General features: G+C 68.8%; 22 protein-coding genes. 12 read left to right on the plus strand and 10 right to left on the minus strand.

Annotation, left to right across the window (positions count from 1 at the left end):
- Position 1: 1 nt before the first annotated feature.
- Positions 2–640 (plus strand): 7-carboxy-7-deazaguanine synthase, encoded by a 639-nt coding sequence (queE, locus tag PSQ40_RS13760; protein ID WP_273952117.1) that lies wholly within the window; start codon positions 2–4, stop codon positions 638–640.
- Between the two features lie 82 nt (positions 641–722).
- Entirely contained in the window at positions 723–1,109 is a 387-nt protein-coding gene (locus PSQ40_RS13765) for a 6-pyruvoyl trahydropterin synthase family protein (protein ID WP_273952118.1), read from the plus strand.
- An 88-nt stretch (positions 1,110–1,197) separates the two neighbouring features.
- On the opposite strand, the gene PSQ40_RS13770 is transcribed toward PSQ40_RS13765, so the two are convergent.
- A complete protein-coding gene (locus PSQ40_RS13770) occupies positions 1,198–2,997 on the minus strand; it encodes a chorismate-binding protein (RefSeq protein WP_273952119.1) in 1,800 nt (599 codons plus the stop codon).
- A 269-nt stretch (positions 2,998–3,266) separates the two neighbouring features.
- Here PSQ40_RS13770 and panC point away from each other — a divergent pair, with 269 nt between their 5' ends.
- Positions 3,267–4,115 (plus strand): pantoate--beta-alanine ligase, encoded by an 849-nt coding sequence (panC, locus tag PSQ40_RS13775; RefSeq protein ID WP_273952120.1) that lies wholly within the window; start codon positions 3,267–3,269, stop codon positions 4,113–4,115.
- Between the two features lie 90 nt (positions 4,116–4,205).
- Here the strand turns inward: panC and PSQ40_RS13780 are convergent, their stop codons facing one another.
- The 4 genes from PSQ40_RS13780 to PSQ40_RS13795 all read right to left on the minus strand — a co-directional run bounded on the left by PSQ40_RS13780 (position 4,206) and on the right by PSQ40_RS13795 (position 6,637).
- Positions 4,206–5,231: an NAD(P)H-dependent glycerol-3-phosphate dehydrogenase gene (locus PSQ40_RS13780; protein WP_273952121.1), complete on the minus strand. Its 1,026-nt coding sequence runs from the start codon at positions 5,229–5,231 to the stop codon at positions 4,206–4,208.
- Positions 5,232–5,308: 77 nt separating this feature from the next.
- Positions 5,309–5,755, minus strand: a complete 447-nt coding sequence (gene secB, locus PSQ40_RS13785; protein ID WP_273952122.1) for a protein-export chaperone SecB — start codon at positions 5,753–5,755, stop codon at positions 5,309–5,311.
- A 138-nt stretch (positions 5,756–5,893) separates the two neighbouring features.
- Positions 5,894–6,154, minus strand: coding sequence for a glutaredoxin 3 (grxC, locus tag PSQ40_RS13790; RefSeq protein WP_273952123.1), 261 nt, complete (start codon positions 6,152–6,154; stop codon positions 5,894–5,896).
- Positions 6,155–6,229: 75 nt separating this feature from the next.
- Positions 6,230–6,637, minus strand: a complete 408-nt coding sequence (locus tag PSQ40_RS13795; protein ID WP_273952124.1) for a rhodanese-like domain-containing protein — start codon at positions 6,635–6,637, stop codon at positions 6,230–6,232.
- A 76-nt stretch (positions 6,638–6,713) separates the two neighbouring features.
- Here PSQ40_RS13795 and gpmA point away from each other — a divergent pair, with 76 nt between their 5' ends.
- From gpmA to PSQ40_RS13815, 4 genes are all read left to right on the plus strand, one after another.
- Positions 6,714–7,457, plus strand: coding sequence for a 2,3-diphosphoglycerate-dependent phosphoglycerate mutase (gene gpmA, locus PSQ40_RS13800; RefSeq protein WP_273952125.1), 744 nt, complete (start codon positions 6,714–6,716; stop codon positions 7,455–7,457).
- Between the two features lie 109 nt (positions 7,458–7,566).
- Positions 7,567–9,003 carry a S41 family peptidase gene (locus PSQ40_RS13805; protein WP_273952126.1) on the plus strand — a complete coding sequence of 479 codons (1,437 nt, stop codon included), beginning with the start codon at positions 7,567–7,569 and terminating at the stop codon, positions 9,001–9,003.
- A gap of 104 nt (positions 9,004–9,107) precedes the next feature.
- Positions 9,108–9,884 carry a HesA/MoeB/ThiF family protein gene (locus PSQ40_RS13810; RefSeq protein ID WP_273952127.1) on the plus strand — a complete coding sequence of 259 codons (777 nt, stop codon included), beginning with the start codon at positions 9,108–9,110 and terminating at the stop codon, positions 9,882–9,884.
- Between the two features lie 148 nt (positions 9,885–10,032).
- Positions 10,033–10,440 (plus strand): response regulator transcription factor, encoded by a 408-nt coding sequence (locus PSQ40_RS13815; RefSeq protein ID WP_273952128.1) that lies wholly within the window; start codon positions 10,033–10,035, stop codon positions 10,438–10,440.
- On the opposite strand, the gene PSQ40_RS13820 is transcribed toward PSQ40_RS13815, so the two are convergent.
- On the minus strand, positions 10,418–11,050 hold the full coding sequence (locus PSQ40_RS13820) for a response regulator (RefSeq protein WP_273952129.1): 633 nt from the start codon (positions 11,048–11,050) through the stop codon (positions 10,418–10,420). The genes PSQ40_RS13815 and PSQ40_RS13820 overlap by 23 nt on opposite strands.
- Before the next feature lie 151 nt (positions 11,051–11,201).
- On the opposite strand from PSQ40_RS13820, the gene PSQ40_RS13825 reads away from it, so the two are divergent.
- The 3 genes from PSQ40_RS13825 (at position 11,202) to PSQ40_RS13835 (ending at position 13,891) form a co-directional block, all read left to right on the plus strand.
- Positions 11,202–12,638 carry a sensor histidine kinase gene (locus PSQ40_RS13825; protein ID WP_273952130.1) on the plus strand — a complete coding sequence of 479 codons (1,437 nt, stop codon included), beginning with the start codon at positions 11,202–11,204 and terminating at the stop codon, positions 12,636–12,638.
- A gap of 143 nt (positions 12,639–12,781) precedes the next feature.
- Positions 12,782–13,081 carry a hypothetical protein gene (locus PSQ40_RS13830; protein ID WP_273952131.1) on the plus strand — a complete coding sequence of 100 codons (300 nt, stop codon included), beginning with the start codon at positions 12,782–12,784 and terminating at the stop codon, positions 13,079–13,081.
- 66 nt (positions 13,082–13,147) lie between these two features.
- Positions 13,148–13,891 (plus strand): alpha/beta fold hydrolase, encoded by a 744-nt coding sequence (locus PSQ40_RS13835; protein WP_273952132.1) that lies wholly within the window; start codon positions 13,148–13,150, stop codon positions 13,889–13,891.
- Positions 13,892–13,966: 75 nt separating this feature from the next.
- Here the strand turns inward: PSQ40_RS13835 and coaD are convergent, their stop codons facing one another.
- The 4 genes from coaD to PSQ40_RS13855 form a co-directional block, all read right to left on the minus strand.
- Positions 13,967–14,467 carry a pantetheine-phosphate adenylyltransferase gene (gene coaD / locus PSQ40_RS13840; RefSeq protein WP_273952133.1) on the minus strand — a complete coding sequence of 167 codons (501 nt, stop codon included), beginning with the start codon at positions 14,465–14,467 and terminating at the stop codon, positions 13,967–13,969.
- A gap of 146 nt (positions 14,468–14,613) precedes the next feature.
- On the minus strand, positions 14,614–15,246 hold the full coding sequence (gene rsmD / locus PSQ40_RS13845) for a 16S rRNA (guanine(966)-N(2))-methyltransferase RsmD (RefSeq protein ID WP_273952134.1): 633 nt from the start codon (positions 15,244–15,246) through the stop codon (positions 14,614–14,616).
- On the minus strand, positions 15,243–16,598 hold the full coding sequence (locus tag PSQ40_RS13850; protein ID WP_273952135.1) for a M16 family metallopeptidase: 1,356 nt from the start codon (positions 16,596–16,598) through the stop codon (positions 15,243–15,245). The genes rsmD and PSQ40_RS13850 overlap by 4 nt, the downstream gene beginning before the upstream one ends.
- 153 nt (positions 16,599–16,751) lie before the next feature.
- Positions 16,752–18,230, minus strand: a complete 1,479-nt coding sequence (locus PSQ40_RS13855) for a M16 family metallopeptidase (protein WP_273952136.1) — start codon at positions 18,228–18,230, stop codon at positions 16,752–16,754.
- Between the two features lie 397 nt (positions 18,231–18,627).
- Between PSQ40_RS13855 and ftsY the strand changes: the two genes are divergently transcribed.
- Positions 18,628–19,770: a signal recognition particle-docking protein FtsY gene (gene ftsY / locus PSQ40_RS13860; RefSeq protein ID WP_409338597.1), complete on the plus strand. Its 1,143-nt coding sequence runs from the start codon at positions 18,628–18,630 to the stop codon at positions 19,768–19,770.
- A 227-nt stretch (positions 19,771–19,997) separates the two neighbouring features.
- A complete protein-coding gene (locus PSQ40_RS13865) occupies positions 19,998–21,347 on the plus strand; it encodes a hypothetical protein (protein WP_273952137.1) in 1,350 nt (449 codons plus the stop codon).
- Positions 21,348–21,425 lie beyond the last annotated feature (78 nt).

Here is a 21,425-nt window from a genome sequence, read left to right on the forward strand (position 1 = left end):
CATGACCTACAGCGTCAAAGAAATTTTCTACACCCTGCAGGGCGAAGGCGGTCAGGCGGGCATGCCGGCCGTGTTCTGCCGTTTCAGTGGCTGCAACCTGTGGAGCGGCCGCGAGGAAGACCGCGCCCATGCCGTCTGCCGTTTTTGTGACACCGACTTCGTGGGCACCGATGGCACGCTGGGCGGCAAGTACCCCGATGCCGAGGCCCTGGCTGCGCAGATCGAGGCCCAGTGGCCCGCGGGCGACTCGCACCACCGCCTGACCGTGCTGACCGGTGGCGAGCCGCTGCTGCAGGTCGATGCGGCCTTGATCGACGCCCTGCACGCGCGCGGCTTCCGCATCGCGGTCGAAACCAATGGCAGCGTCGCGGCCCCACCCGGCATCGACTGGCTCTGCGTCAGCCCCAAGGCCGGCGCGCCCTGGGTACAGCAAAGCGGCCAGGAGCTGAAACTGGTCTGGCCCCAGATCGGCATGGACCTTGACCTGCTGGAGCGCAGCGGCCAGTTCGAACACCGCTTCCTGCAGCCCATGGACAGCCCGGCCCAGGCGCAGCACATCGCCCAGTGCATTGACCTGTGCCTGCAGCGCCCGGCCTGGCGCCTGAGCCTGCAGACCCACAAGCTCACGGGCATCCGCTGAGCCCCCTCGCCACCGCACAGCACCTCTTGGCCGCGCCCAACGCCCGCCGCAGAACCACCCCTGCCCCTCCCGTCACCGCCTCATGTCCCAAGCCCTCTACACCGTCAGCCAGCGCATCTTCTTTGATGCCGCCCACACCCTGCAACGCGACATCGAAGCCGAAGGCAGCCGCCGCATCCACGGTCACACCTACCACGCCGAGGTGTTTGTGCAAGGCCCGCTGAACCCCGACACCGGCATGGTGATCGACCTGGGCCACCTGCGGGTGCACCTGGCGGGCGTGCGCGAGCAACTCGACCACCACCTGCTCGACGAGGTGCCGGGACTGGGCAAGCCGACGCTGGAGAACCTGTGCGCCTTCATTGCCCAGGCGCTGTCGGGCATGAACCCGCCGCCCAGCCGGGTGCGGGTGTGGCGCGAGGCCCTGGGCGACAGCTGCGTGCTGGACCTGGGCCACCGCGGCGCCTGAAGTCCCCAGGCGGCCAGCGCCCACCGCTTGCACCGCGCCCGCCCCCGGTGTGAGGGGGCGCGGTGCAGCCGCCGCACGCCAGCGGGGCTCAGGGTGTGGTGGGGGCCGCCAGCCAGCGGGCCGGGATCACCCCCCGCAGGCTGTTCACAAACGCCATGGCCTGCACGCGCGGCAGGTCCTCCACGCGCACCACCGCCTCGCGCAGCCAACCTTCGCTGAGCGCCACCTCGCGCCCCACGCCGTCCAGCAAGCCGCAATGCAAGGCCGGGGTGACCCACTGGCCGTCCAACAGGCACGCCACATTGCCCCGGGTGCACTCGGTCAGCTCACCGTCGCGGTTCCACAGCAGGGTGTCGTAGACGCCCGGGCTGCTCAGGGCCTGGGCCTCGTAGTGGGCCCGGCGCGTGGTCTTGAAGCGGGTGAACTCGCTGTGCGCCTCGTCAAACGGACGGGGCGCCAACTGCAGCGCCACCGACGGGGGAGAGTCCTCCAGCGCAAAGGCCTCGGCATGGGCCAGGCCCTGGGCGTCCAGCAACAGGCGCAGGCGCCAGCGCCCGGTGGGGTGGCGTTGCACCTGCTGGGCCAGCACCTTCTGCACATGGGCCTCGTCCCACAGCACCCGGAAATGGGCCGCCGCGCGCGCCAGCCGCGCCAGGTGACGCTGGCCGTGGCACAGCGCGCCGTCTTGCAGGCGCAGCGTTTCGAGCAAGGAGAACGGCAGGCTGGCCCGGCTCAGGAAGGCCTGCTTGTGCTGCCACTCCTGCCACTCGCCCTCGGCACTGGCGCCCGAGGTGATGCCGCTGCCAATGCCACAGCGCGCCCGGCCATCGGGCGACAGGCCCACGGTGCGGATTGGCACATTGAAGGTCGCGGCCCCGCCGGGTCGCAGCACGCCGATGGCACCACAGTAGACGCCCCGCGGCTCAACCTCCAGGGCCTGGATGGCCTTCATGGCCTGCACCTTGGGCGCCCCAGTGACCGAACCACAGGGAAACAGCGCGCCAAACACATCGGCCAGCGTGCAATCGGCCCGCGTGCGGGCCTCGACATCGGAGGTCATCTGCCACACCGAAGGCAGCGCCTGGGTGCGGAACAAGGCCGGCACGGTGACCCCATGGGGCACGGCGATGCGCGACAGGTCGTTGCGCAACAGGTCCACGATCATCACGTTCTCGGCCTGCTCCTTGGGGCTGGCGCGCAGGGCCTGCTCGCGCTCGGCGTCCTCCGCGGGGTGGCGCCCCCGCGGCGCCGTGCCCTTCATGGGGCGGGTCAGCAGGACGCCGTCGCGCCAGTCAAAAAACAGCTCGGGCGAGACCGACAGCCATTGCTCCTCACCAGTGTCGATCCAGGCCGCATAGCCGCCGGGCTGGGCCCGTTGCAGGGCATCGAACAGGGCCCGCCCGGCCTCGGCCACCGTGACCTGCAACTGCGGATCGGTCTGCACCAACTGGCCGTGGCAGGTGGCCGTGAAGTTGACCTGGTAGCACTCGCCGTCGGCAATGCGCTGGTGCAGGGCCGCCAGCGCCTGGTCAAAGCGGGCGCGGTCCAGCGGCGGCGCCCAGTTCACCTGCACCGGCAAGGCCTCGCCCTGGTCGGGGGCGGGCCAGGGCTGGGGCTGGTCGAACACCGCGAACCAGGCCAGCGGGCCGTCGGCCGCCTGGGTGGGCAAGGCCCGGTCGAATGCCGGGGCAGCCTCGTAACGGACAAACCCCAGGCACCACCGACCGGCCTCGGCCGCGGCCTGGGCCGCGCTCAGCACCGCCGGCACCTGATCGAGCCGCTGGGCCTGCAAAACCTGCTGCGGGTCGCGGAAGGCGTGGCGCCAACGCGGGCCCTCGGGCTGACGCGGATCGCTGAAGTCCAACAGGACCTGAACCCGTCCGCTCATGCGGCCTCCTGGCCCGGTCCGGCAACGGCAGGTGCTCGGCCCTCGCCGAGCCGGGGCTCAAATTCAAACAAATTGCTCATGGGCGCGAAGCATAGCCGCTCGCTCCGGCCTGCCGGACGAGGCGGCCCTTTGCCCCGCCGCCCCCACCGGGCACCCCGGCCACGCCCCCCGAAAAACCTGCACGGTGGCGGGTGACTGCCCGGCACGGGCCTGCGCAGCCCTTACACTGCCGCCCCAAATGGTGCACCGCATCAAAACTGGAGACCCCCTTGAAGATCGTTCACAGCCTGGCCGACCTGCGCCAAGCCCTGACCGGCGCCCAGCGCCCCGCCTTTGTGCCCACCATGGGCAACCTGCACGACGGCCACCTGGCCCTGGTGAACCAGGCCCGACCGCTGGGCGACGTGACGGTGGCCAGCATCTTTGTCAACCGCTTGCAGTTCTTGCCGCACGAGGACTTTGACAGCTACCCCCGCACCTGGGAAGCCGACTGTGCCAAGCTCGAGAGCGCGGGCTGCGACCTGCTGTTTGCGCCGCGCGAAAGCGACCTGTACCCCGAAGCCCAGACCTTCAAGGTGCAGCCCGACCCGGCGCTGGCCGACCTGCTGGAAGGGGCTTTCCGCCCTGGCTTCTTCACCGGCGTCTGCACGGTGGTGATGAAGCTGTTCAGCGCCGTCTATGCCGGCCGCCCCGAAGGCGTGGCCCTGTTTGGCAAGAAGGATTACCAGCAGTGGCGTGTGCTGCACCGCATGGTGGAGCAGTTTGCGCTGCCGATCACCGTGGTGGCCGGCGAAACCTGCCGCGCCCCCGATGGCCTGGCCCTGAGTTCGCGCAACGGTTACCTCAGCGAGGCCGAGCGCGCCGAAGCGGTGCATCTGTCGCTGGCCCTGCGCAGCCTGGCGCGCGAAGCGCTGGCCCTGGCGCACGCGCTGCCAGAGCGGCGTGAAGCACTCGAAGCCCAGGCCCTGGCCGACCTGCGCGCCCGGGGCTGGCAACCCGACTACCTGACGGTGCGCCGCCGCCACGACCTGCAAGTGCCGCAGGCGGGTGACGCGCTGGTGGTGCTGGGCGCGGCGCGCCTGGGCAGCACCCGCCTGATCGACAACCTCGAAATCTGAGCGGGCGGTGGGCAAGGCTTGCCCCGGCCCTTGTGACCATGGCGACCACGGGCCCCAGCCCCCCGGGCCGCCCCTGGTCTGCGCGCCGGGTCAGTGGGTTTCGCCCTTGGGGCCGCGCCCCATCAACGCGGCCACCGCGTCGCGGGCCTGCACCTGACCATCGAGCAAGGCCACCACGCATTCGGAGATCGGCATCTCGACCCCCAGCAAGCGGGCCCGCTGCACCACCGTGCGTGCGCTGTACACCCCTTCGGCCACATGGCCCAGGGAGTCCACTGCCTGCTGCAGGGTGTGCCCCGCGGCCAGCAACTGACCCACTTGCCGGTTGCGGCTCAGGTCGCCGGTGGCGGTCAGGACCAGGTCGCCCAGTCCCGACAAGCCCATGAAGGTGTCTGCCCGGGCCCCGAGCGCCAGGCCCAGGCGGGTCATTTCGGCCAGGCCGCGGGTGATCAGCGCGGCACGGGCATTGAGGCCCAGGTTCAGCCCGTCGCACAGACCGGTGGCGATCGCCAGCACGTTCTTGACCGCACCGCCGACCTCAACGCCGACGATGTCGTCGTTGGCGTAGACGCGCAGGGCCGGGCCGTGCAGGGCCTCGACCAGGGCCTGGCGCAGCTCGGCATTCGGGCTGGCGGCGACCAGGGCGGTGGGGCGGCCTTCGGCCACCTCGCGCGCAAAGCTGGGGCCGCTCAGGGCGCCCACCGCGAGCTGGGGGGCCACCTGGGCCGCGATCTCGTGGCCCAGCAGGCCAAAAGCCGCCGAGCCACCCGCGTCCGCGCCGTCGCGCACCCGCTCAAAGCCCTTGCAGAGCCAAGCCACGGGCACCGGCCAAGGGGCCAGTTGTTGCAGGGTTTCGCGCAGGCCCGCCATCGGCGTGGCGACGATGACCAGGTCCGCCGCGCGGGCCTGCTCGGCCAGCGTGTCGGCGCTCAAGGCCAGGCGGGCCGGCAGGGGGTTGTCGGGCAGGTAGCGGGCGTTGCGCCCACTGCGCCGCATCTCGGCCAGCTGGGCGGCATCGCGCGCCCACAGCGTGACGTGGTGGGCGGCGGGCGCCGCACAAGCGCCCATGGCCAGTGCCGTGCCCCAGGCACCTGCACCGGCAACCAGAATTCTCATGCGTTCAAAGGTTCAAAAGGCCTGGAGGCAGCGCCACCACCCCGAGGTGGGGACGCAGCGCCCTCAGGCCAGTCCGCTCACTGAGCGACTTGGCCAGCCGCCTGGGCTTGCTGTTGCTCGTACATGGCCTGGAAGTTGATCTCAGCCAGGTGCACCGGCGGGAAACCGCCGCGCTGGATGATGTCGGCCACGTTGCCACGCAGGTAGGGGTACACGATTTGCGGGCAGGCGATGCCGAGGATGGCACCCATTTGCTCTTCGGGCAGGTTGCGGATCTCGAAGATGCCGGCTTGCTTGGCTTCGACCAGGAACACGGTGCGGTCCTTGATCTTGGTTTGCACGGTGGCGGTGACGGTCACTTCCACGATGCCGTCAGCCACCGGGGTGGCGTCCACGCCCAGCTGGATGTCGACACTGGGTTGCTCCTGTTCGAGCAGGATGGCGGGCGAATTCGGCTGCTCAAGCGACAGGTCCTTGAGGTAAACGCGCTGGATCTGGAAAACGGGATCTTGTTGCTCGGCCATGGTGGTTCTCAATTCACAAAAACAAATCACCGTCACTTCACGGTGCTTCGACAAAAGAAAGCCCGCTGGGGAAGCGTTCCCGCAGCGGGCACTCGGCTGCCATTATCTCAGGAGAAAAAGGCAGTCCAATGGCTCAGATCAAGCACCGCTCAACAGGGGCTGCAGGCCGCCACGGCTGTCGAGGGCCATCAAATCGTCGCAGCCACCGACATGGGTGTCGCCAATGAAGATCTGCGGCACGGTGCGGCGGCCGGTGATCTGCATCATGTGGTCGCGCTCGGCGGGGTTGGTGTCGATGCGAATCTCTTCGATCTCGGCCACGCCTTTGGACTTGAGGATCTGCTTGGCACGAATGCAGTACGGGCAGACCGCCGTGGTGTACATCTTGACTGGTTGCATGGTGGATTTCCTGGGCTGTTGTCAGACCCTGAGCCGCCTGGGCCGCGTCCCCGTGGGGCGCGGGCCCGGCCCGCTTCAGGCCGTTTCGACCGGAAGATTAGCTTCTTTCCAGGCCTTCAGCCCGCCGCTCAGGGCTTGGGCCTGCTGGTAACCCAGTTTTTGGGCGGTCTTGACGGCCGGGCCGCCGCGCGAGCCCTTGGCGCACACGAAGATCACCGGCAGGGCCTTGTTTTTGACCACTTCGGGCAAACGGGCTTCGAGCTGGTCCAGGGGCACGCTGCGCGCACCGCTGACGTGGGCTTGGGCGTAATCGGCCGCATCACTGACATCCACCACCACCGCTTTTTCGCGGTTGATGAGCAGCACCGCGGCGTTGGGCGACAGGCCCACGGCAGAGGCGCCTTTGAGGGTGGGCCACAGCAACATGGCACCCGAACTGAGGGCAATCAGGAGCAGCGTCCAGTTGTCGAGAATGAATTTCACGGGGTTCCTTGGGTTGGCAAACCCGACAATTTTAGAATGCCGGGTTTCGCACTGGAAAAACAAAGAGGGCCCAAGCATGTACAAACTCGTTTTGATTCGCCACGGTGAGTCCACCTGGAACCTGGAAAACCGCTTCACCGGTTGGACCGACGTTGACCTGACCCCCACCGGCGTTGAGCAAGCCAAGAACGCCGGCCGCCTGCTCAAGGCCGAGGGCTATGACTTCGACCTGGCCTACACCAGCGTGCTCAAGCGCGCCACCCGCACCCTGTGGCACACGCTCGACGAAATGGACCGCACCTGGCTGCCCGTGGTGCACAGCTGGCGCCTCAACGAACGCCACTACGGCAACCTGCAGGGCCTGAACAAGGCGGACATGGCCAAGCAGTACGGCGATGCCCAGGTGCTGGTGTGGCGCCGCAGCTACGACACCCCGCCGCCGGCCCTGGACGCCAACGACCCGCGCAGCGAACGCGGCGACCGCCGCTACGCCAAGCTCAAGGTCGAGGACGTGCCGCTGACCGAATGCCTGAAGGACACTGTGGCCCGCGTGCTGCCGTTCTGGAACGAATCCATCGCCCCCGCCATCCAAGCCGGCAAGCGCGTGGTGGTGGCCGCCCACGGCAACTCGATCCGTGCCCTGGTCAAGTACCTGGACAACATCGGTGACGACGACATCGTGAGCCTGAACATCCCGAACGGCATTCCGCTGGTCTACGAACTGGACGCCGACCTGAAGCCGATCCGCCACTACTACCTGGGCGACGCCGAAGCCGCCGCCAAGGCCGCCGCCGCCGTGGCCTCGCAAGGTAAAGCCTGAGTAAAACCGGGCTGGAGGCGGGGGAACCCCCGCCTCAGACACGGGATCTGAAAAACCTGGGTCGGCACGGGCCGCCCAAGGTGTATATTGCCTCGCAAAAGGTGACTCAATGGGCGAAAAACTCCGTATCGCAGGCTGGATTTCCGTGGGCGTGGTGGCTGGTGCGCTGACCACGGTCTCCCTGCAAACCGTGGCCAGGGGCAGCATGTCGCCCTTGCCGCTTGAAGAACTGCAGCAACTGGCCGCCGTTTTTGACATGGTCAAGTCCGACTATGTCGAGCCCGTGGATGAGAAAAAGCTCATCACCGATGCGATTTCGGGCATGGTGGCGAGCCTCGACCCCCATTCCCAGTACTTCGACAAGAAGTCCTACAAGGAATTCCGCGAAGGCACTTCGGGCCAGTTCGTCGGCGTGGGCATCGAGATCACGCAGGAAGACGGCCTGATCAAGATCGTCTCGCCCATTGAAGGCTCGCCCGCCTACCGTGCCGGCCTCAAGACCAACGACCTGATCACCAAGATCGACGACACCGCCGTCAAGGGCCTGGCCCTCAACGAAGCCGTCAAGCGCATGCGCGGCGAACCCAACACCAAGGTCATCCTGACGGTGTTCCGCAAGGACGAGAACCGCACCTTCCCGGTGACCATCGTGCGCGAACAGATCCGCACCCAGTCGGTGCGCGGCAAGGTGATCGAACCCGGCTATGCCTGGGTCCGCCTGAGCCAGTTCCAGGAACGCACGGTCGAAGACTTCGTGGCCAAGATCGACGAGATCTACAAGCAAGAGCCGCAACTCAAGGGCCTGGTGCTCGACCTGCGCAACGACCCGGGGGGCTTGCTGGACGCCGCGGTGGCGGTGTCGACGGCCTTCCTGCCCGAAAAGGTCACGGTGGTGTCGACCAACGGCCAGCTGGCCGAGAGCAAGTTCACCTTCAAGGCCTCGCCGGAGTTCTACCAACGCCGCAGTGGCCCCGACCCGCTCAAGAAGCTGCCCGCGGCGCTCAAGAGCATCCCGCTGGTGGTGCTGGTCAACGAAGGCTCGGCCTCGGCGAGCGAAATCGTCGCCGGTGCCCTGCAAGACCACAAGCGCGCCACCATCATGGGCAGCCAGACCTTTGGCAAGGGCTCGGTGCAGACCGTGCGTCCGCTGGGTCCGGACACCGGTCTGAAGCTCACCACGGCGCGCTACTACACCCCGAGCGGTCGCTCCATCCAGGCCAAGGGCATCGTGCCCGACGTGATGGTGGACGAAACCGAAGAGGGCAGCCCGTTCGCCGTGCTGCGCATGCGCGAAGCCGACCTCGAGAAGCACCTGAACAGCGGCCAGGGCGACGAAAAGCCCAACCCGGAACGCGAAAAGGCCCGTGAAGAAGCGCGCAAGCGCCTCGAGGAAGAAGCCAAGAAACCCGCCGCTGAGCGCAAGGCGCCCGAACTCGGCAGCGACAAGGACTTCCCGCTGATGCAGGCGCTGAACCAGCTCAAGGGCCGCCCGGTCATGGTCAGCAAGACCCAGACCGAGCGCAAGGAAGAGAAGACCAGCAACTGAGGCCCCTCGGCCTCACGGGCAGCGGCGGGGACAACGCCCGCCTCAGCCGGGCCCGCTGGCGCCGCCTTGGCCCCCAAACAGCGCCCTTCGGGGCGCTTTTTTTCATGACCGACGACCAACTGCTGCGCTATTCGCGCCACATCCTGCTCGACGAAATGGGCATCGAGGGGCAGGAGCGCCTGCTGCACGCCCATGCGGTGGTGGTGGGCGCTGGCGGCCTGGGCTCGCCCGTGGCCCTGTACCTGGCCACCACCGGGGTCGGCCGCCTGACGCTGATCGACCCCGACCAGGTGGACCTGACCAACCTGCAACGCCAGATTGCCCACAGCACGGCGCGCGTGGGCCAGCCCAAGGTGCAATCCGCGCGGCAGGCCATCGAGGCCCTGAACCCCGAAGTGCAGGTGCAGGCCCTGGAGCAGCGGGCCGATGACGCGCTGCTGGACCGCCTGCTGCCCGAGGCCGACGTGGTGCTGGACTGCACCGACAACTACCGCACGCGCCAGCTGATCAATGCGGCCTGTGTGCGCCACCGGCGGCCCCTGGTGTCGGGCTCGGCCATCCGCTTCGACGCCCAGATCAGCGTGTTCGACCCGCGCCAGGACAGCAGCCCCTGCTACGCCTGCCTGTTCGACCCCGCCGAGGCGCCCGAGGAGGCGCACTGCGCCACCATGGGGGTGTTTGCACCGCTGGTCGGTATTGTCGGCAGCCTGCAGGCGGCCGAGGCCATCAAGCTGATCAGCCAGGCCGGCCCGTCGCTGGTGGGGCGCTTGCTGATGCTGGAAGCCCGCCAGATGGTCTGGACCGAGATGAAGCTCAAGCGCCAGCCGCACTGCCCGGTGTGCGGTTCAGCCAGCCACCGCGCCGCACCGTCGGGCCCCTGACGACCGAGTGTTTTGTAGGATTCGGCTGACATCGCCCATCGACTTGCGCTGGCACAATGGCTTGAAATGACCGAACGGCTGGTTCAAGTCGCCGTACGGTCTAGGGCCAAGCTCACTCTCGGCCATACCGCCACCAAACGCCAACCCTGTGGGACTCCGAACCTTCCTTGTCGAAGACAACGCGCGGATTCGCGAGAACCTGGTGGGCACGCTCGAAGAGCTGGTCGGAGCCCAGGTGATTGGCTTCGCCGAGACCGAGCAGGACGGCATCCGCTGGCTGATTGAACACCCGTCCGACTGGGACCTGGCCATCGTCGACCTGTTTCTACGGGAGGGCAGCGGACTCGGGGTGGCCTCGGCCTGCCAGGCGCGCGGGCCCCGGCAAAAGCTGGTCATGCTGACCAACTACGCCACCAGCGACATCCGCAAACGCTGCAGTGGCCTGGGCGTGGACGCGGTGTTCGACAAGTCCCATGAAATCGACAACCTGATGGATTTTTGCGCCGCAGGCCCCGAGGCGGCCCCCTCGTCGGTCAATCAATCAGCCGGTTCTTGAGCGCGTAGTAGGTCAGGTCGCTGTTCGAGGCCAGCGCCATTTTCTCCATCAGGCGGGTGCGGTAGGTGCTGACGGTTTTCACGCTCAAGGACAGGGACTTGGCCACGTCGCCGGCGGTCTCGCCGCGCGCCAGTTTCAGGAAAACCTGGAACTCGCGCTCGGACAACTGCTCGTGCGCGGGCACGTCCTCCTTGCGCCCCAACTGCTGCGCCAGCAAGTCGGCCACGGTGCGGGTGATGTAGCGCTTGCCCAGCGCAATGGTGCGGATGGCCTCGACGATCTCGCTGGGGTCACATTCCTTGTTGAGGTAGCCACTGGCGCCTTGGCGGATCAGCGTCATGGCGTAGTGCTCCTCGGGGTAGCCCGACAGGATCAGGATGCCCACATCGGGCACCTTGGCGCGGATCATCGCCAGCACGTCCAACCCCGACTGGCCCGGCATGGCGAGGTCCATCAACAGCACATCCATTTCGTGGGTGCGGACCAGGTCAATCGCCTCGCGCCCGTTGGCCGCCTCACCCACCACCCGCAAATCCACCTGGTCGGCAAAGAAGTTGCGCAGGCCCGCACGCACGATGGCGTGGTCATCCACGATGCCAATTCTGATCATTTAGACGCTTTCTTCTGTACGGTATGGTGCGGTGACGGGTTGGCGTCACAATACCCGAACTTTCAGCCAATGCTTGACTGATCGTGGCCCCGATCGCCAGTCGGCCTCGGTTCCTCAATGGGTACGCGCGCCCTGCCTTCGGAGTATTTGGATGACCGGGTTGACCTTTCGATGGACCTCTTGGACCCGCCGGCTGCAGCGCTACTTTCCCGTCTCACGCATGGCGATCAGCCTGCCCCTGGCCCTGGCCGCGGCCCTGCTGCTGATCGGAATCAACGAACTGGGCTACGAGCGCTCGGCCCGCGCCGTCAAAGGGATTGCGGCGACCCATGAAACTCGCAGCACTCTTAACAAGCTCTTACAACAAATGTTGGACGCCGAAACCGGCCTGCGGGGCTACCTGCTGACCGGTGACGACCGCTACCTGGCGCCCTACAACACCGCGGTCAACGAGGTCAACCAGACCCTGGACGAGTTGCGCAACGTCTATGTCAGCGACGGCGGCAACCTGATCCCGGTGACCATGTTGTCGCGCCATGTGTCGCGCAAACTGGCCGAAATGGACCTCAGCCTCAAGCTGCGCAAACAGGGCAACGAAGAAGCCTGGAAATTTGTCATGCGCACCGATGTCGGCAAGGAGCACATGGACGCGATCCGCGAGCAGTCGGCCATCCTGATCCACGAAAGCAGCCTGCGGGTGAGCGCTGGCGAACGCCAGATCATGCACTCATTGCAGGTGTCGCGCTTGGGCATTGCGATCACGGCCGCGATTGGCCTGATCGCGTTCTACCTCTACCTGCAACAGTCCAACGCACTCAAGCTGGCGGTGCTGCGTGAGCAGATGGTGCTGGAGCGCGAGCGCGACCGGCTGGAAGACCTGGTGCAGGAGCGCACCGCCTCGCTGGCCAAGCTGGCCACCTACCTGCAGCAGGTGCGCGAGAACGAGCGCGGCCACCTGGCGCGTGAGCTGCACGACGAGCTGGGCTCGCTGCTGACCGCCGCCAAGCTCGATGTGGCGCGCATCAAGTCGCGCCTGGGCGACACCGCCCCCGAGGCCCTGCAGCGCCTGCAGCACCTGACCGAAACCCTCAACAGCGGCATCGCGCTGAAGCGCCGCATCGTGGAAGACCTGCGCCCGTCCTCACTCGCCAACCTGGGGCTGCTGCCCTCGCTCGAGATCCTGACGCGCGAGTTCGCCCAGCGCGCCGACCTGCAGGTGACGACCGAACTCGATGCGGTCAACCTCGCCCCCGCGGCCCAGCTGACGCTCTACCGCATGGTGCAGGAGGCGCTGACCAACATCAGCAAGTACGCGCAAGCCCAGCAGGTGTCGGTGGTGCTGCAGGACATGGGCTCCCATGTGGCACTGCAGGTGACCGACGATGGCCAGGGCTTCGACCCGCAGCAGGTCGGGGCCAGCTCCCATGGCCTGGATGGCATGCGCCACCGCGTGGAGGCCGAAGGCGGGCGCTTGCATGTCGAATCGCGCCCAGGGCACGGCACACGCATCACGGCCACCCTGCCCAGCCTGCCGCCGGTCACCAAGACCGGTGCCGAGCCCACCCCACCCAAGACCGTGGCGCCGTAGGCTGCGTCCGACAAAAAAGCGCGATGGGGGCCGACAAATGCGCCCACCTCCCGCCGACGATCCACTCGTCCTTCAAAGCCTACCCTCGATCAAAGTTCCAGGGCCTCAAGTTCGAGGTGCGGAACATGACCAGGAGCCGAGCCATGCCTTTTCCATTCAGCGCCGACGAGCCCTGGGCTGCACTGACCAAGACAGCCCCCCCGCTGCAGCCGCCCAGCCCCCACCAGCCCGAGTTCGTGAGCGGCCGCGCCGCAAACCGCTCCCCGCACCCGCTGGACTTCCTGGCCCCCGCGATGCAGGCCGCGCCGCCCGCTCCGGGCCAGGCGCCCTGGAAACATGTGTCCTGGCCCTGGTCTCGCCTGGGTCATGCCTCGGCCTTGGGCTTGGGCTCGTCACGCCCCCAACCCAGCACGCCCCCCCGGTCGGACGACGCGCCGCGCTGAGCGCCCCTGGCCCAGCCGTGGCGCCCGCCCGCCACGGGCGGTTCTGCGGCATGATGTGGGGTTTGCATGGGTTCCCCTTCACCGACCATGACCACCCTGATCTTGTTGCCGGGCCTGGCCGCCCGGCAAAGCCTGTGGATCGATCAATACAGCGCCCTGCCCGCCGACCTGCCCTGGGCCGTCAGCGACGTGCATTTCCGCAGCCCGGACCTGCCAACCATGGCCGCTCAACTGCTGGACGAACACCCTGGCCCGCTCGCGCTGTGCGGGGCCTCGATGGGCGGCATGCTGGCCATGGAAGCCGCGCGCCAAGCCCCCGAACGGGTGAAGGCGCTGGCCTTGCTGGGCACCAATGCCCAACCCGAAAACGACACCCTGCGGGCGCTGCGCAGTGCGGCAGTGGAGCGCTTCCGCGCCGGCGACTGGCGACCCGTGATCGACGCCAACGTGCCCCTGGCTTTTCATGCCGATGGCCTGGCCCAGCCCGATCTGGTGGCCCGCTACTGGGCGTTCATCGAGGCGGCGGGGCCCGAGGCCCTGGCGCGTCAGAACGAAGCGGTCATGGCCCGGCCCGACGCGCGTGAGCACCTGCCGCGGGTGACCTGCCCCACCTGGGTGCTGTGTGGCGAGGACGACCAGCTCACGCCGCTGGCCTGCTCACAAGAGATAGCGGCCCTGGTGCCCGGTGCGCGTTTGACCACCTTGCCACGTTGCGGCCACATGCTCACCTGGGAACGGCCTCAGGCCGTGAACGCCTGGCTGCGCGACTGGCTGGCGCTGTGGCACGGCCCGAGTCGGACCGCCGCCTGAGCCGCCCCAGGCCCTCAGGTCAAGCCAAGCCAGACCAGGCGCCAAGGCGCCCGCCGGCGCTGGCCTCATGGGCCTTCACTCTCGGCCGAGGCTGCGCACCTTGTCGGCCAGGCGCTCTTCCACCAGGGGCGACACGAACTTACCGACCTCGCCGCCCAGCACGGCGATCTCACGCACAAAGGTGCTGGAGATGAACTGGTACTTGTCGCTTGGTGTGAGGAACACGGTCTCGACGTCGGGCATCAGGCTGCGGTTCATGCCGGCCAGCTGGAATTCGTAGTCAAAGTCGGTCACCGCGCGCAGGCCACGCACCATGGCCTTGCCACCGCGGGCGACGACAAAGTCACGCAGCAGGCCCGAGAAAGTGGCCACTTCGACCTGCGGGAAACGCACCACGGCTTCGCGCACCATGTCGACACGCTCCTGCAGGCTGAACAGGGTCTTTTTGTGGTGCCCCGCCGCGACGGCCACGATGACGTGGTCGAACAGTTGGGTGGCACGGCGAACCACGTCTTCGTGGCCCAAGGTCATGGGGTCAAACGTCCCCGGATAAACAGCAATCACGTTCTGGGCCATCGGTCTGCGTCTCCTGCAGGGGTGGGTGGGTTTTGCTCGCCGGCCTGCGCTGCAGGCCGGGGTGCCGGTCAGGTCGACGGCTCCCTTGGCGCGGATTATGCACGGCACCCGACCACGTTCAGGCCACCCTGGCCCGCCTGCGCGACTCAGTGCGGCTGGGCGTCGCGCCCCAGCAGATGGGCATGCACCGCGCCGGCCTTGAGGTGGCGTTGCAGCACCAGCCCCAGCGGGGCCAGCAAGGCGTCGTCCCAGGCGCTGGGCGCCTCGAGGTAGATGCGCCCGTCGGGGGCCAAGGCCTCGGCCGCGGCACGCAGGGCAGGCTCGAACAGGGTGCCGCCAAAGGGCGGGTCCAGGAACACCAGGTCCAGACCGTCGCCGCGCCGCTGGCTCAGCTGGGCCACCCCGTCCCCGCGCAGCACCTGCACCCGGTCGGCCTTGAGGCGCAAGGCCACCGCCTGCAGGTTGGCCACCAGGCCCGCGTCCTGCTCGACCAGGTAAACGTCGCGCGCCCCGCGCGAGGCGGCCTCAAGGCCCAGGGCCCCGGTGCCTGCGAAGGCGTCCAGGCAACGCCAGCCGCTCAGGTCTTGCCCCAGCCAGTTGAACAGGGTCTCGCGCACGCGGTCGGGCGTGGGGCGCAGGCCGGGCCGATCGGGCACCTGCAGGCGGGTGCGTTTCCATTGGCCCCCGATGATGCGCACCTCGCCGGTGGCGCGGGACGCTGGCGTGCGGGACGCTGCGCCGGCCGCAGCGGCACGGGCAGACGATGAAGAACGGGTCATGGTTGGGCTCCTACGGTGACCGTCACCAGGCGATCGGGTTGCAGATGGCGAACCAAGGCGGCGCGGATGTCTTCGAGCCGCACCTGCTCGACCTGCTGGGTCCAGGTGTCGAGGTAGTTCAGGGGCAGGTCGTTCCAGGCGATGTTGGCCACGTTGTCGAGCAGCTTCTTGTTGGTGTCGATGCGCAGCGCAAAACCGCCCACCAGGTTGTCCTTGGCGGCCTGGAGCTCGGCCTCGGTCGGGCCTTCGGCCACGTAGCGGGTCAGCACCTCGCGCACCACCCGCACCGCTTCAGCGGTTTGATCGGACCGGGTCTGCAAGCCCACCGTGAAGGCCCCGGCATGCAAGCCCGGGGCAAAGTAGCTGTAGACGCTGTAGCTCAGGCCGCGCTTCTCGCGCACCTCGCTGGTCAGGCGCGACACAAAGCCACCCCCCCCCAGGATGTAGTTGCCGACCAGCAGTGCAAAGTAGTCGGGGTCATTGCGGCGAATGCCCGGTTGCCCCATCAGCACATGGGCCTGGGCCGAGCTGAACGGCAGCGCCTGCTCGCGCGCCGCCGCCAGCGCCGCCACCTCGGGCACCGCAGGCTGGGCCTGGCAGGGGCCCGCCGGCAGCCGCGCCAGCAGTTGGCGGGTCAGGGCATCGGCCTGGGCGCGGTTCAACGCCCCGACCAGGCTGACGCGCGCCGAACAGGCTTGCACCGAACGGGCCAGGTAGGCCTGCATGTCGGCCACGCTGATGGCCGCCAGGGTCTGCGCCGTCATCTGCTGGCCATAAGGGTGCCTGCCATAGACCGCCTCGGCAAAGGCCTTGCCGGCCAGGGTGCCGGGGCGCGTGTCGGCCTCCTTGAGGGATGCCACCAGACGTTCGCGGTCGCGGCGCCAGACGGCCTCGGGCAGGCTGGGCTCGGCCAGTTGGCGGCTCGCCAGGTCGGCGGCACGCGACAGCAGCTCGGGGTCGGTCAGGGACCGCAGGCCAAAGGTCAGCCGGTCCGCGCTGGCGCTGGCACCGAAGCTGGCCCCCAGGTCGGCCCAGGCCTCGCCCAGGGCGTTTTCGTCCAAAGCCGGCCCGCTGGCACTGGCGCGCACCCCGCGGCTGGTCAGAGCAGCGGTCACGGCGGCCAGGCCGGCCTGGGCCGCGGGGTCGCGGCGCGAGCCCCCGTCAAAGTCGATCTGTACATCGACCATCGGGATGCCGGGGCTCTCGACCAGGTACACCCGGGCGCCGCTGGGCTGGATCCAGTGCTGCACCGGCAATGCCGCTTGGGCGCCCAGGCTGCAGGCGGCCAAGCCCAAGGCCAGCCCCAGGGGGCGGCACCACGGCCGGCGTGTCAAGGCATCGATTACGAACATAAATCACCTGTGGAAACAACGGAGGCTGGCGCCCGCAGGCCGCCCCCTTCAAAGACAAAACAAGCGGGGCAGCGGGCTTGGCCCTCCCGCCCCACCGCCGCGCCAGCGGTGGCGCCAACCCCGCCTGGCGAGGTGCGCCGAGGCATCGGCACCTCAAGGGCTGGCATGGCGACCGGTGGGCTTGGCAGCGCGCGGCCGCTGTGGGTCCAGGGGCTGGGGCCGCAAGGTGGCCACGGTGAGCTGGTCATCGCCGAAATACCGTGCCGCCACCGACTGCACCTGGGCGGCTGTGACCTGGCGCAGGCGCTTGATCAGGCGCTCGCTCGCGTCCAGCGGCATGCCCTGAACCCAGTAGCGCCCCAGTTCATTGGCCTGGTTGAACACCGAGTCGAGCTTGTAGACCTCGCTGGCCACCCATTGGGTCTTGACGCGCTGCAGCTCGGCTTCGCTGATGCCCTGCTCGGCCACCCGCTTCACTTGCGCGCGCAGCGCGGCCTCGACCGCCTCGGGGCTTTGGCCCGCTGCGGGCACGCCATCGAGCACGAACATCTGCGGCCCCCGGCCCATCAGGCCGTTGTAGGCGCCCGCGCTGTCGGCCACGCGGCGCTCGCCCTGGGTCAGGGCGCGTTCGAGGCGGGCACCGGGGTAACCGTCCAGCACCGCGGCCAGCACGGTCAGGGCCAGGGCGTCGTCGTCGGCGCTGGTGTCGCTGGGCGCTGCCGTGGTGGCCGTCGCGGCAACAGCTGCCGTGCCGAGCTGGGGCACCTTGAACGCCAGGGCCACATAGGCTTGTTCCGCCGGGGCCTTGTAGTCGAGGCGGCGCAAACCCACCTGCTGTGGCTCCAGGCGCGGCTTGCGGGCCGGCAGGGCACGGCTGGCGATGGGCTCGTAGTAGCGCTGCGCCAGGGCCAGGGCCTGCGCCGGCGTCACATCGCCAGCGATCACCACCGCGGCGTTCTGCGGGCTGTACCAGGCGCGCCAGAACTGGCGCACATCGTCAGCGGTCATCGAGTCGAGGTCGCTCATCCAGCCCACCACCGGGCGGTGGTAGGGCGAGGCGACAAAAGCCGCCGCGTTCAGGGCCTCGTAGAGGCGGGCGCGCGGGTTGTCGTCGGTGCGCATGCGGCGCTCCTCTTTGATGACCTCGATCTCGCGCCGGAACTCGTCATCGGCCCACTGGTTGTTGGCAAAGCGATCGGCCTCGAGCTTCATCACCTCCTCCAGCCGGGCGGCCGGAATCTGCTGGTAATAGCCGGTGTAGTCGCGCGTGGTGAAGGCGTTTTCTCGACCGCCCAGGGCCGCCACCCGGCGTGAGAACTCACCGGGCGCCAGGCTGGGCGTGCCCTTGAACATCATGTGCTCCAGCGCGTGGGCCACGCCGCTGGTGCCGTCCACCTCGTCCATCGAGCCCACCCGCACCCACAGCATGTGGGCCACGGTGGGGGCCCGGTGGTCGGGCTTGACGATCAGGGTCATGCCATTGCGCAGCGTGAACTGCTGGACGCCCGTGCTGTCTTTCTGCGGGCTGCCCGCCTCGGCCGCGGGGGCGGCAGAGGCCTCGGCAGACTGGGCCTGGAGAGGGGGTGCTGACCAGAAAGTCAGCATGACCAGAAGTGGGAGGTAGCGTTTCATAGAATCATGGGATTCTAAGAACCCGCCAATGTTCAGCTTTTTCAAGAAAAAAACCCCTTCGCCTGCGCCCGCCCCGGCCGACGCACCTGCAGCCGCTGCCCCGGCAGCCCCGGAGAGCCCAGCCCCCGCGGCGGCACCGGCGCCCGCCCCGGCCTCGGGCGGTGGCCTGAGCTGGTTGCGCAACCCCTTTGGCAGCAAGAGCAGCGCGCCGACGCCGGCCCCCGCCGCTGAAGCCCCTCCCGCCCCGGTGGCCGCCCCTGCCGCGACCCCTACCGCGACCCCGGTGGCGGCCCCGGTCAGCCTGCCCCCAACCGTGCCCGGCGCCCCCGCCGCGGTGCCCGTGGCCGCCCCTGCCCCAACCCCCCCGGTGGCGCCGGTCACCCCTGCGGCCCCCAGCCTGCCCACCGCCCCGCCCGCACCCACGGTGACCGCGACGCCCTCCGCCGCGCCGGTGGCCAGCGCAACGTCGGCCCCTGCCGCCGTGCCGGTGGCGCCCCCCGCACGGCCGGCAGCCCCGGTGGCCGCGCCCGTCGCAGCACCTGTCGCGGCACCCGCCATGGCCCCGAAAGCCCCGCCCGTCGCACCGGTCCCGGCCCCGGTCCCGGCGGTGCCTGCCCCCGTGGCCGCGCCGGCACCCGCGGCCCGCCAGGGCTGGCTGGACCGCCTGAAGGCCGGTCTGCGCAAGACCGGGTCGAGCCTGGCCCAGGTGTTCACGGGCACCCAGATCGACGACGCGCTCTACGAAGAACTCGAAGAAGCGCTGCTGATGGCCGACACCGGCGTCAAGGCCACCGAGCACCTGCTCAAGGACCTCAAGCGCCGCGTCAAGGAGCACAAGACGACAGAACCCGCCGCCGTCAAGGCCTTGCTGGCCGAGGCGATTGCCGACCTGCTGCGGCCGCTCGAAAAGTCGCTGGTGATCGGCGAGTTCACGCCGACCGTGATCATGGTGGCCGGTGTCAACGGCGCGGGCAAAACCACCTCGATCGGCAAGCTGACCAAGCACCTGGCCAACGAGGGCGCCGCCGTGCTGCTGGCCGCGGCCGACACCTTCCGGGCGGCAGCGCGTGAACAGCTGGGGGTCTGGGCCGACCGCAACACGGTCGAAATCGTCAGCCAGGAAGGTGGCGACCCCGCGGCGGTCAGCTTTGACGCGGTGACCGCCGGCAAGGCGCGCGGCAAGGACGTGGTGCTGGTCGACACGGCGGGCCGCCTGCCCACCCAGCTGCACCTCATGGAGGAGCTGAAGAAGATCAAGCGCGTGGTCACCAAGGCCGACAGCACCGCGCCGCACGAGGTGCTGCTGGTCATCGACGGCAACACCGGGCAGAACGCACTGGCCCAGGTGCGCGCCTTTGACGACGCCCTGGGCCTCACCGGCCTGATCGTCACCAAGCTCGATGGCACGGCCAAGGGTGGCGTGCTGGCCGCCATCGCCCAAGAGCGCCCCATTCCGGTGTACTTCATTGGGGTGGGTGAAAAGCTGGAAGACCTGGAAACCTTCAACGCCCGCGAGTTCGCCCAGGCCTTGCTGTCCTGAGGCCAAGCCGGCCGGGGCCCCGGCAGGCCCTGACGCGGGCACCCGCCGGCCGCCGCCCGGCCAGGGCACCTGGCCCGCCACAGCCCGCCCCTCGGCGGGCTTTTTCATGCCTGCGGCCGGTTGCCGTCGGCGCCAAAGCGGGGCCGGCCCCCGCCTTCGCCCCCAATACCCCTGACTTCCTGTCCCCGAGCGTTTCGCCGAGCGGCGCTTTCAGTAGACTCACCGGCATGAAATTCAAGCCCTCTCCCCTCCTCTCCGGCTGGCGCCTGCTGGCATTGAGCAGCCTGTTGCTGGCCACGGCCTGTGGCGGAGGGGGCGGGGGCGGCAGCAGCACCAGTGCCAGCAGTGGGTCGAGCAGCGCCAGCAGCTCGGGCGCAGGCACGGGCAGCAGCGGGTCCTCGACCGACACTTCGGGTTCGGGGTCCAGTTCGGGTTCGGGGTCTGGCGCCAGCTCGGGCAGCGGGTCGGGCACCGGGACCAGCACCGACACAGGCACCACCACCACTGTCGATGGCCACACCGCCATCCAGCAAGCCCCCTTGGCCCAGCGTGCCGGGGTGCTGGCCAAGGCCTTGGGGCGCAGTCAGCGCCTGCTGGTGGGCCTGGGCACGGTCAACGTGGCCCCCATCCAGGCCCAGGGCCTGTTGCCGGACATCTACGACCAGTACCTGGTCGGCGTGGGGCCCAGTTCGTGGCCGAGCTGGAACAGCCCGTCCGGGGCCTATGTGACGCTGGTGGCGCAACGTGCCGACCAGTTGGGCGCGGTGCCGATGTTCACGCTCTACCAAATGGCCACGCGCGGCGATGGCGTGCTGACCGGCCTGGCCGACACCACCTACATGACCGACTACTGGAACAACGCGCGGCTGTTGTTCCAGTTGCTGGCGAACTACGGCAAACCCGCCCTGGTCAACCTGGAACCCGACTTTTGGGGCTACGCCCAGCGGGTCAACGCGGACCCGACCCAAATGCTGGCCTACGTCAACATCAACCCCGACTGCGCCAGCCTGCCCAACACCGTGGCCGGCATGGCCGCCTGCTTGATGCAGAGCGCACGCAAGATCGCGCCCCAAGCCTATGTGGGCTTTCCGCCCTCGTTGTTCGAGGACCTGCGCCCCACCGAGGTGGCCTACATGAAAAAGCTCGGGGCAGACCAGGCGGACTTTGTCGTCATGCAGACGCTGGACCGCGATGCCGGTTGTTTTGAAGCCCGCTCGGTGCTGGGCGAATGCACCCGCGCCGGCCGCAACTGGTACTGGGACGAAACCAACACCACCTCCCCCACCTTCAACGAGCACTTTGCGCTGGCCAACAGTTACTTCCAGGGGCTGGGCCGCCCCCTGCTGTGGTGGCAAACCCCGCTGGGCGTGCCCGCCGCCAGCCCCAGCACCACCAGCCCGTGGCGCGACAACCGCGTGCGCTACTTCCTGACCCACCCGGCCCAGCTGGTGGCGGCCGGCGGCGTGGGCGTGGTGTTCAGCCCGGGCCAGTCGGCCCAGACCACCATCCAGACCGACGGCGGCCAGTTCCAGACCTATTCCAAAGCCTACCTGGCCAACCCCACCCCCCTGCCCTGATCGCCAGAGGCGGCTGGCGGACGCCCGCTTCGCAAGGCTGGGGAACGGGGACGGGCCCCGGGACAACCAGCCGCCCTT

Origin of the sequence: Curvibacter cyanobacteriorum, from assembly GCF_028649475.1 — a bacterium.
GTDB lineage: Bacteria > Pseudomonadota > Gammaproteobacteria > Burkholderiales > Burkholderiaceae_C > Curvibacter > Curvibacter cyanobacteriorum.

Excerpts from the sequence above, each read along its gene's own strand:
- queE (WP_273952117.1), top strand. The coding sequence starts at position 2 with ATGACCTACAGCGTCAAAGAAATTTTCTACACCCTGCAGGGCGAAGGC.
- PSQ40_RS13765 (WP_273952118.1), top strand. The coding sequence starts at position 723 with ATGTCCCAAGCCCTCTACACCGTCAGCCAGCGCATCTTCTTTGATGCC.
- PSQ40_RS13770 (WP_273952119.1), bottom strand. The coding sequence starts at position 2,997 with ATGAGCGGACGGGTTCAGGTCCTGTTGGACTTCAGCGATCCGCGTCAG.
- PSQ40_RS13780 (WP_273952121.1), bottom strand. The coding sequence starts at position 5,231 with ATGAGAATTCTGGTTGCCGGTGCAGGTGCCTGGGGCACGGCACTGGCC.
- secB (WP_273952122.1), bottom strand. The coding sequence starts at position 5,755 with ATGGCCGAGCAACAAGATCCCGTTTTCCAGATCCAGCGCGTTTACCTC.
- grxC (WP_273952123.1), bottom strand. The coding sequence starts at position 6,154 with ATGCAACCAGTCAAGATGTACACCACGGCGGTCTGCCCGTACTGCATT.
- gpmA (WP_273952125.1), top strand. The coding sequence starts at position 6,714 with ATGTACAAACTCGTTTTGATTCGCCACGGTGAGTCCACCTGGAACCTG.
- PSQ40_RS13805 (WP_273952126.1), top strand. The coding sequence starts at position 7,567 with ATGGGCGAAAAACTCCGTATCGCAGGCTGGATTTCCGTGGGCGTGGTG.
- PSQ40_RS13810 (WP_273952127.1), top strand. The coding sequence starts at position 9,108 with ATGACCGACGACCAACTGCTGCGCTATTCGCGCCACATCCTGCTCGAC.
- PSQ40_RS13820 (WP_273952129.1), bottom strand. The coding sequence starts at position 11,050 with ATGATCAGAATTGGCATCGTGGATGACCACGCCATCGTGCGTGCGGGC.
- PSQ40_RS13825 (WP_273952130.1), top strand. The coding sequence starts at position 11,202 with ATGACCGGGTTGACCTTTCGATGGACCTCTTGGACCCGCCGGCTGCAG.
- PSQ40_RS13830 (WP_273952131.1), top strand. The coding sequence starts at position 12,782 with ATGCCTTTTCCATTCAGCGCCGACGAGCCCTGGGCTGCACTGACCAAG.
- PSQ40_RS13835 (WP_273952132.1), top strand. The coding sequence starts at position 13,148 with ATGGGTTCCCCTTCACCGACCATGACCACCCTGATCTTGTTGCCGGGC.
- coaD (WP_273952133.1), bottom strand. The coding sequence starts at position 14,467 with ATGGCCCAGAACGTGATTGCTGTTTATCCGGGGACGTTTGACCCCATG.
- rsmD (WP_273952134.1), bottom strand. The coding sequence starts at position 15,246 with ATGACCCGTTCTTCATCGTCTGCCCGTGCCGCTGCGGCCGGCGCAGCG.
- PSQ40_RS13850 (WP_273952135.1), bottom strand. The coding sequence starts at position 16,598 with ATGTTCGTAATCGATGCCTTGACACGCCGGCCGTGGTGCCGCCCCCTG.
- PSQ40_RS13855 (WP_273952136.1), bottom strand. The coding sequence starts at position 18,230 with ATGAAACGCTACCTCCCACTTCTGGTCATGCTGACTTTCTGGTCAGCA.
- PSQ40_RS13865 (WP_273952137.1), top strand. The coding sequence starts at position 19,998 with ATGAAATTCAAGCCCTCTCCCCTCCTCTCCGGCTGGCGCCTGCTGGCA.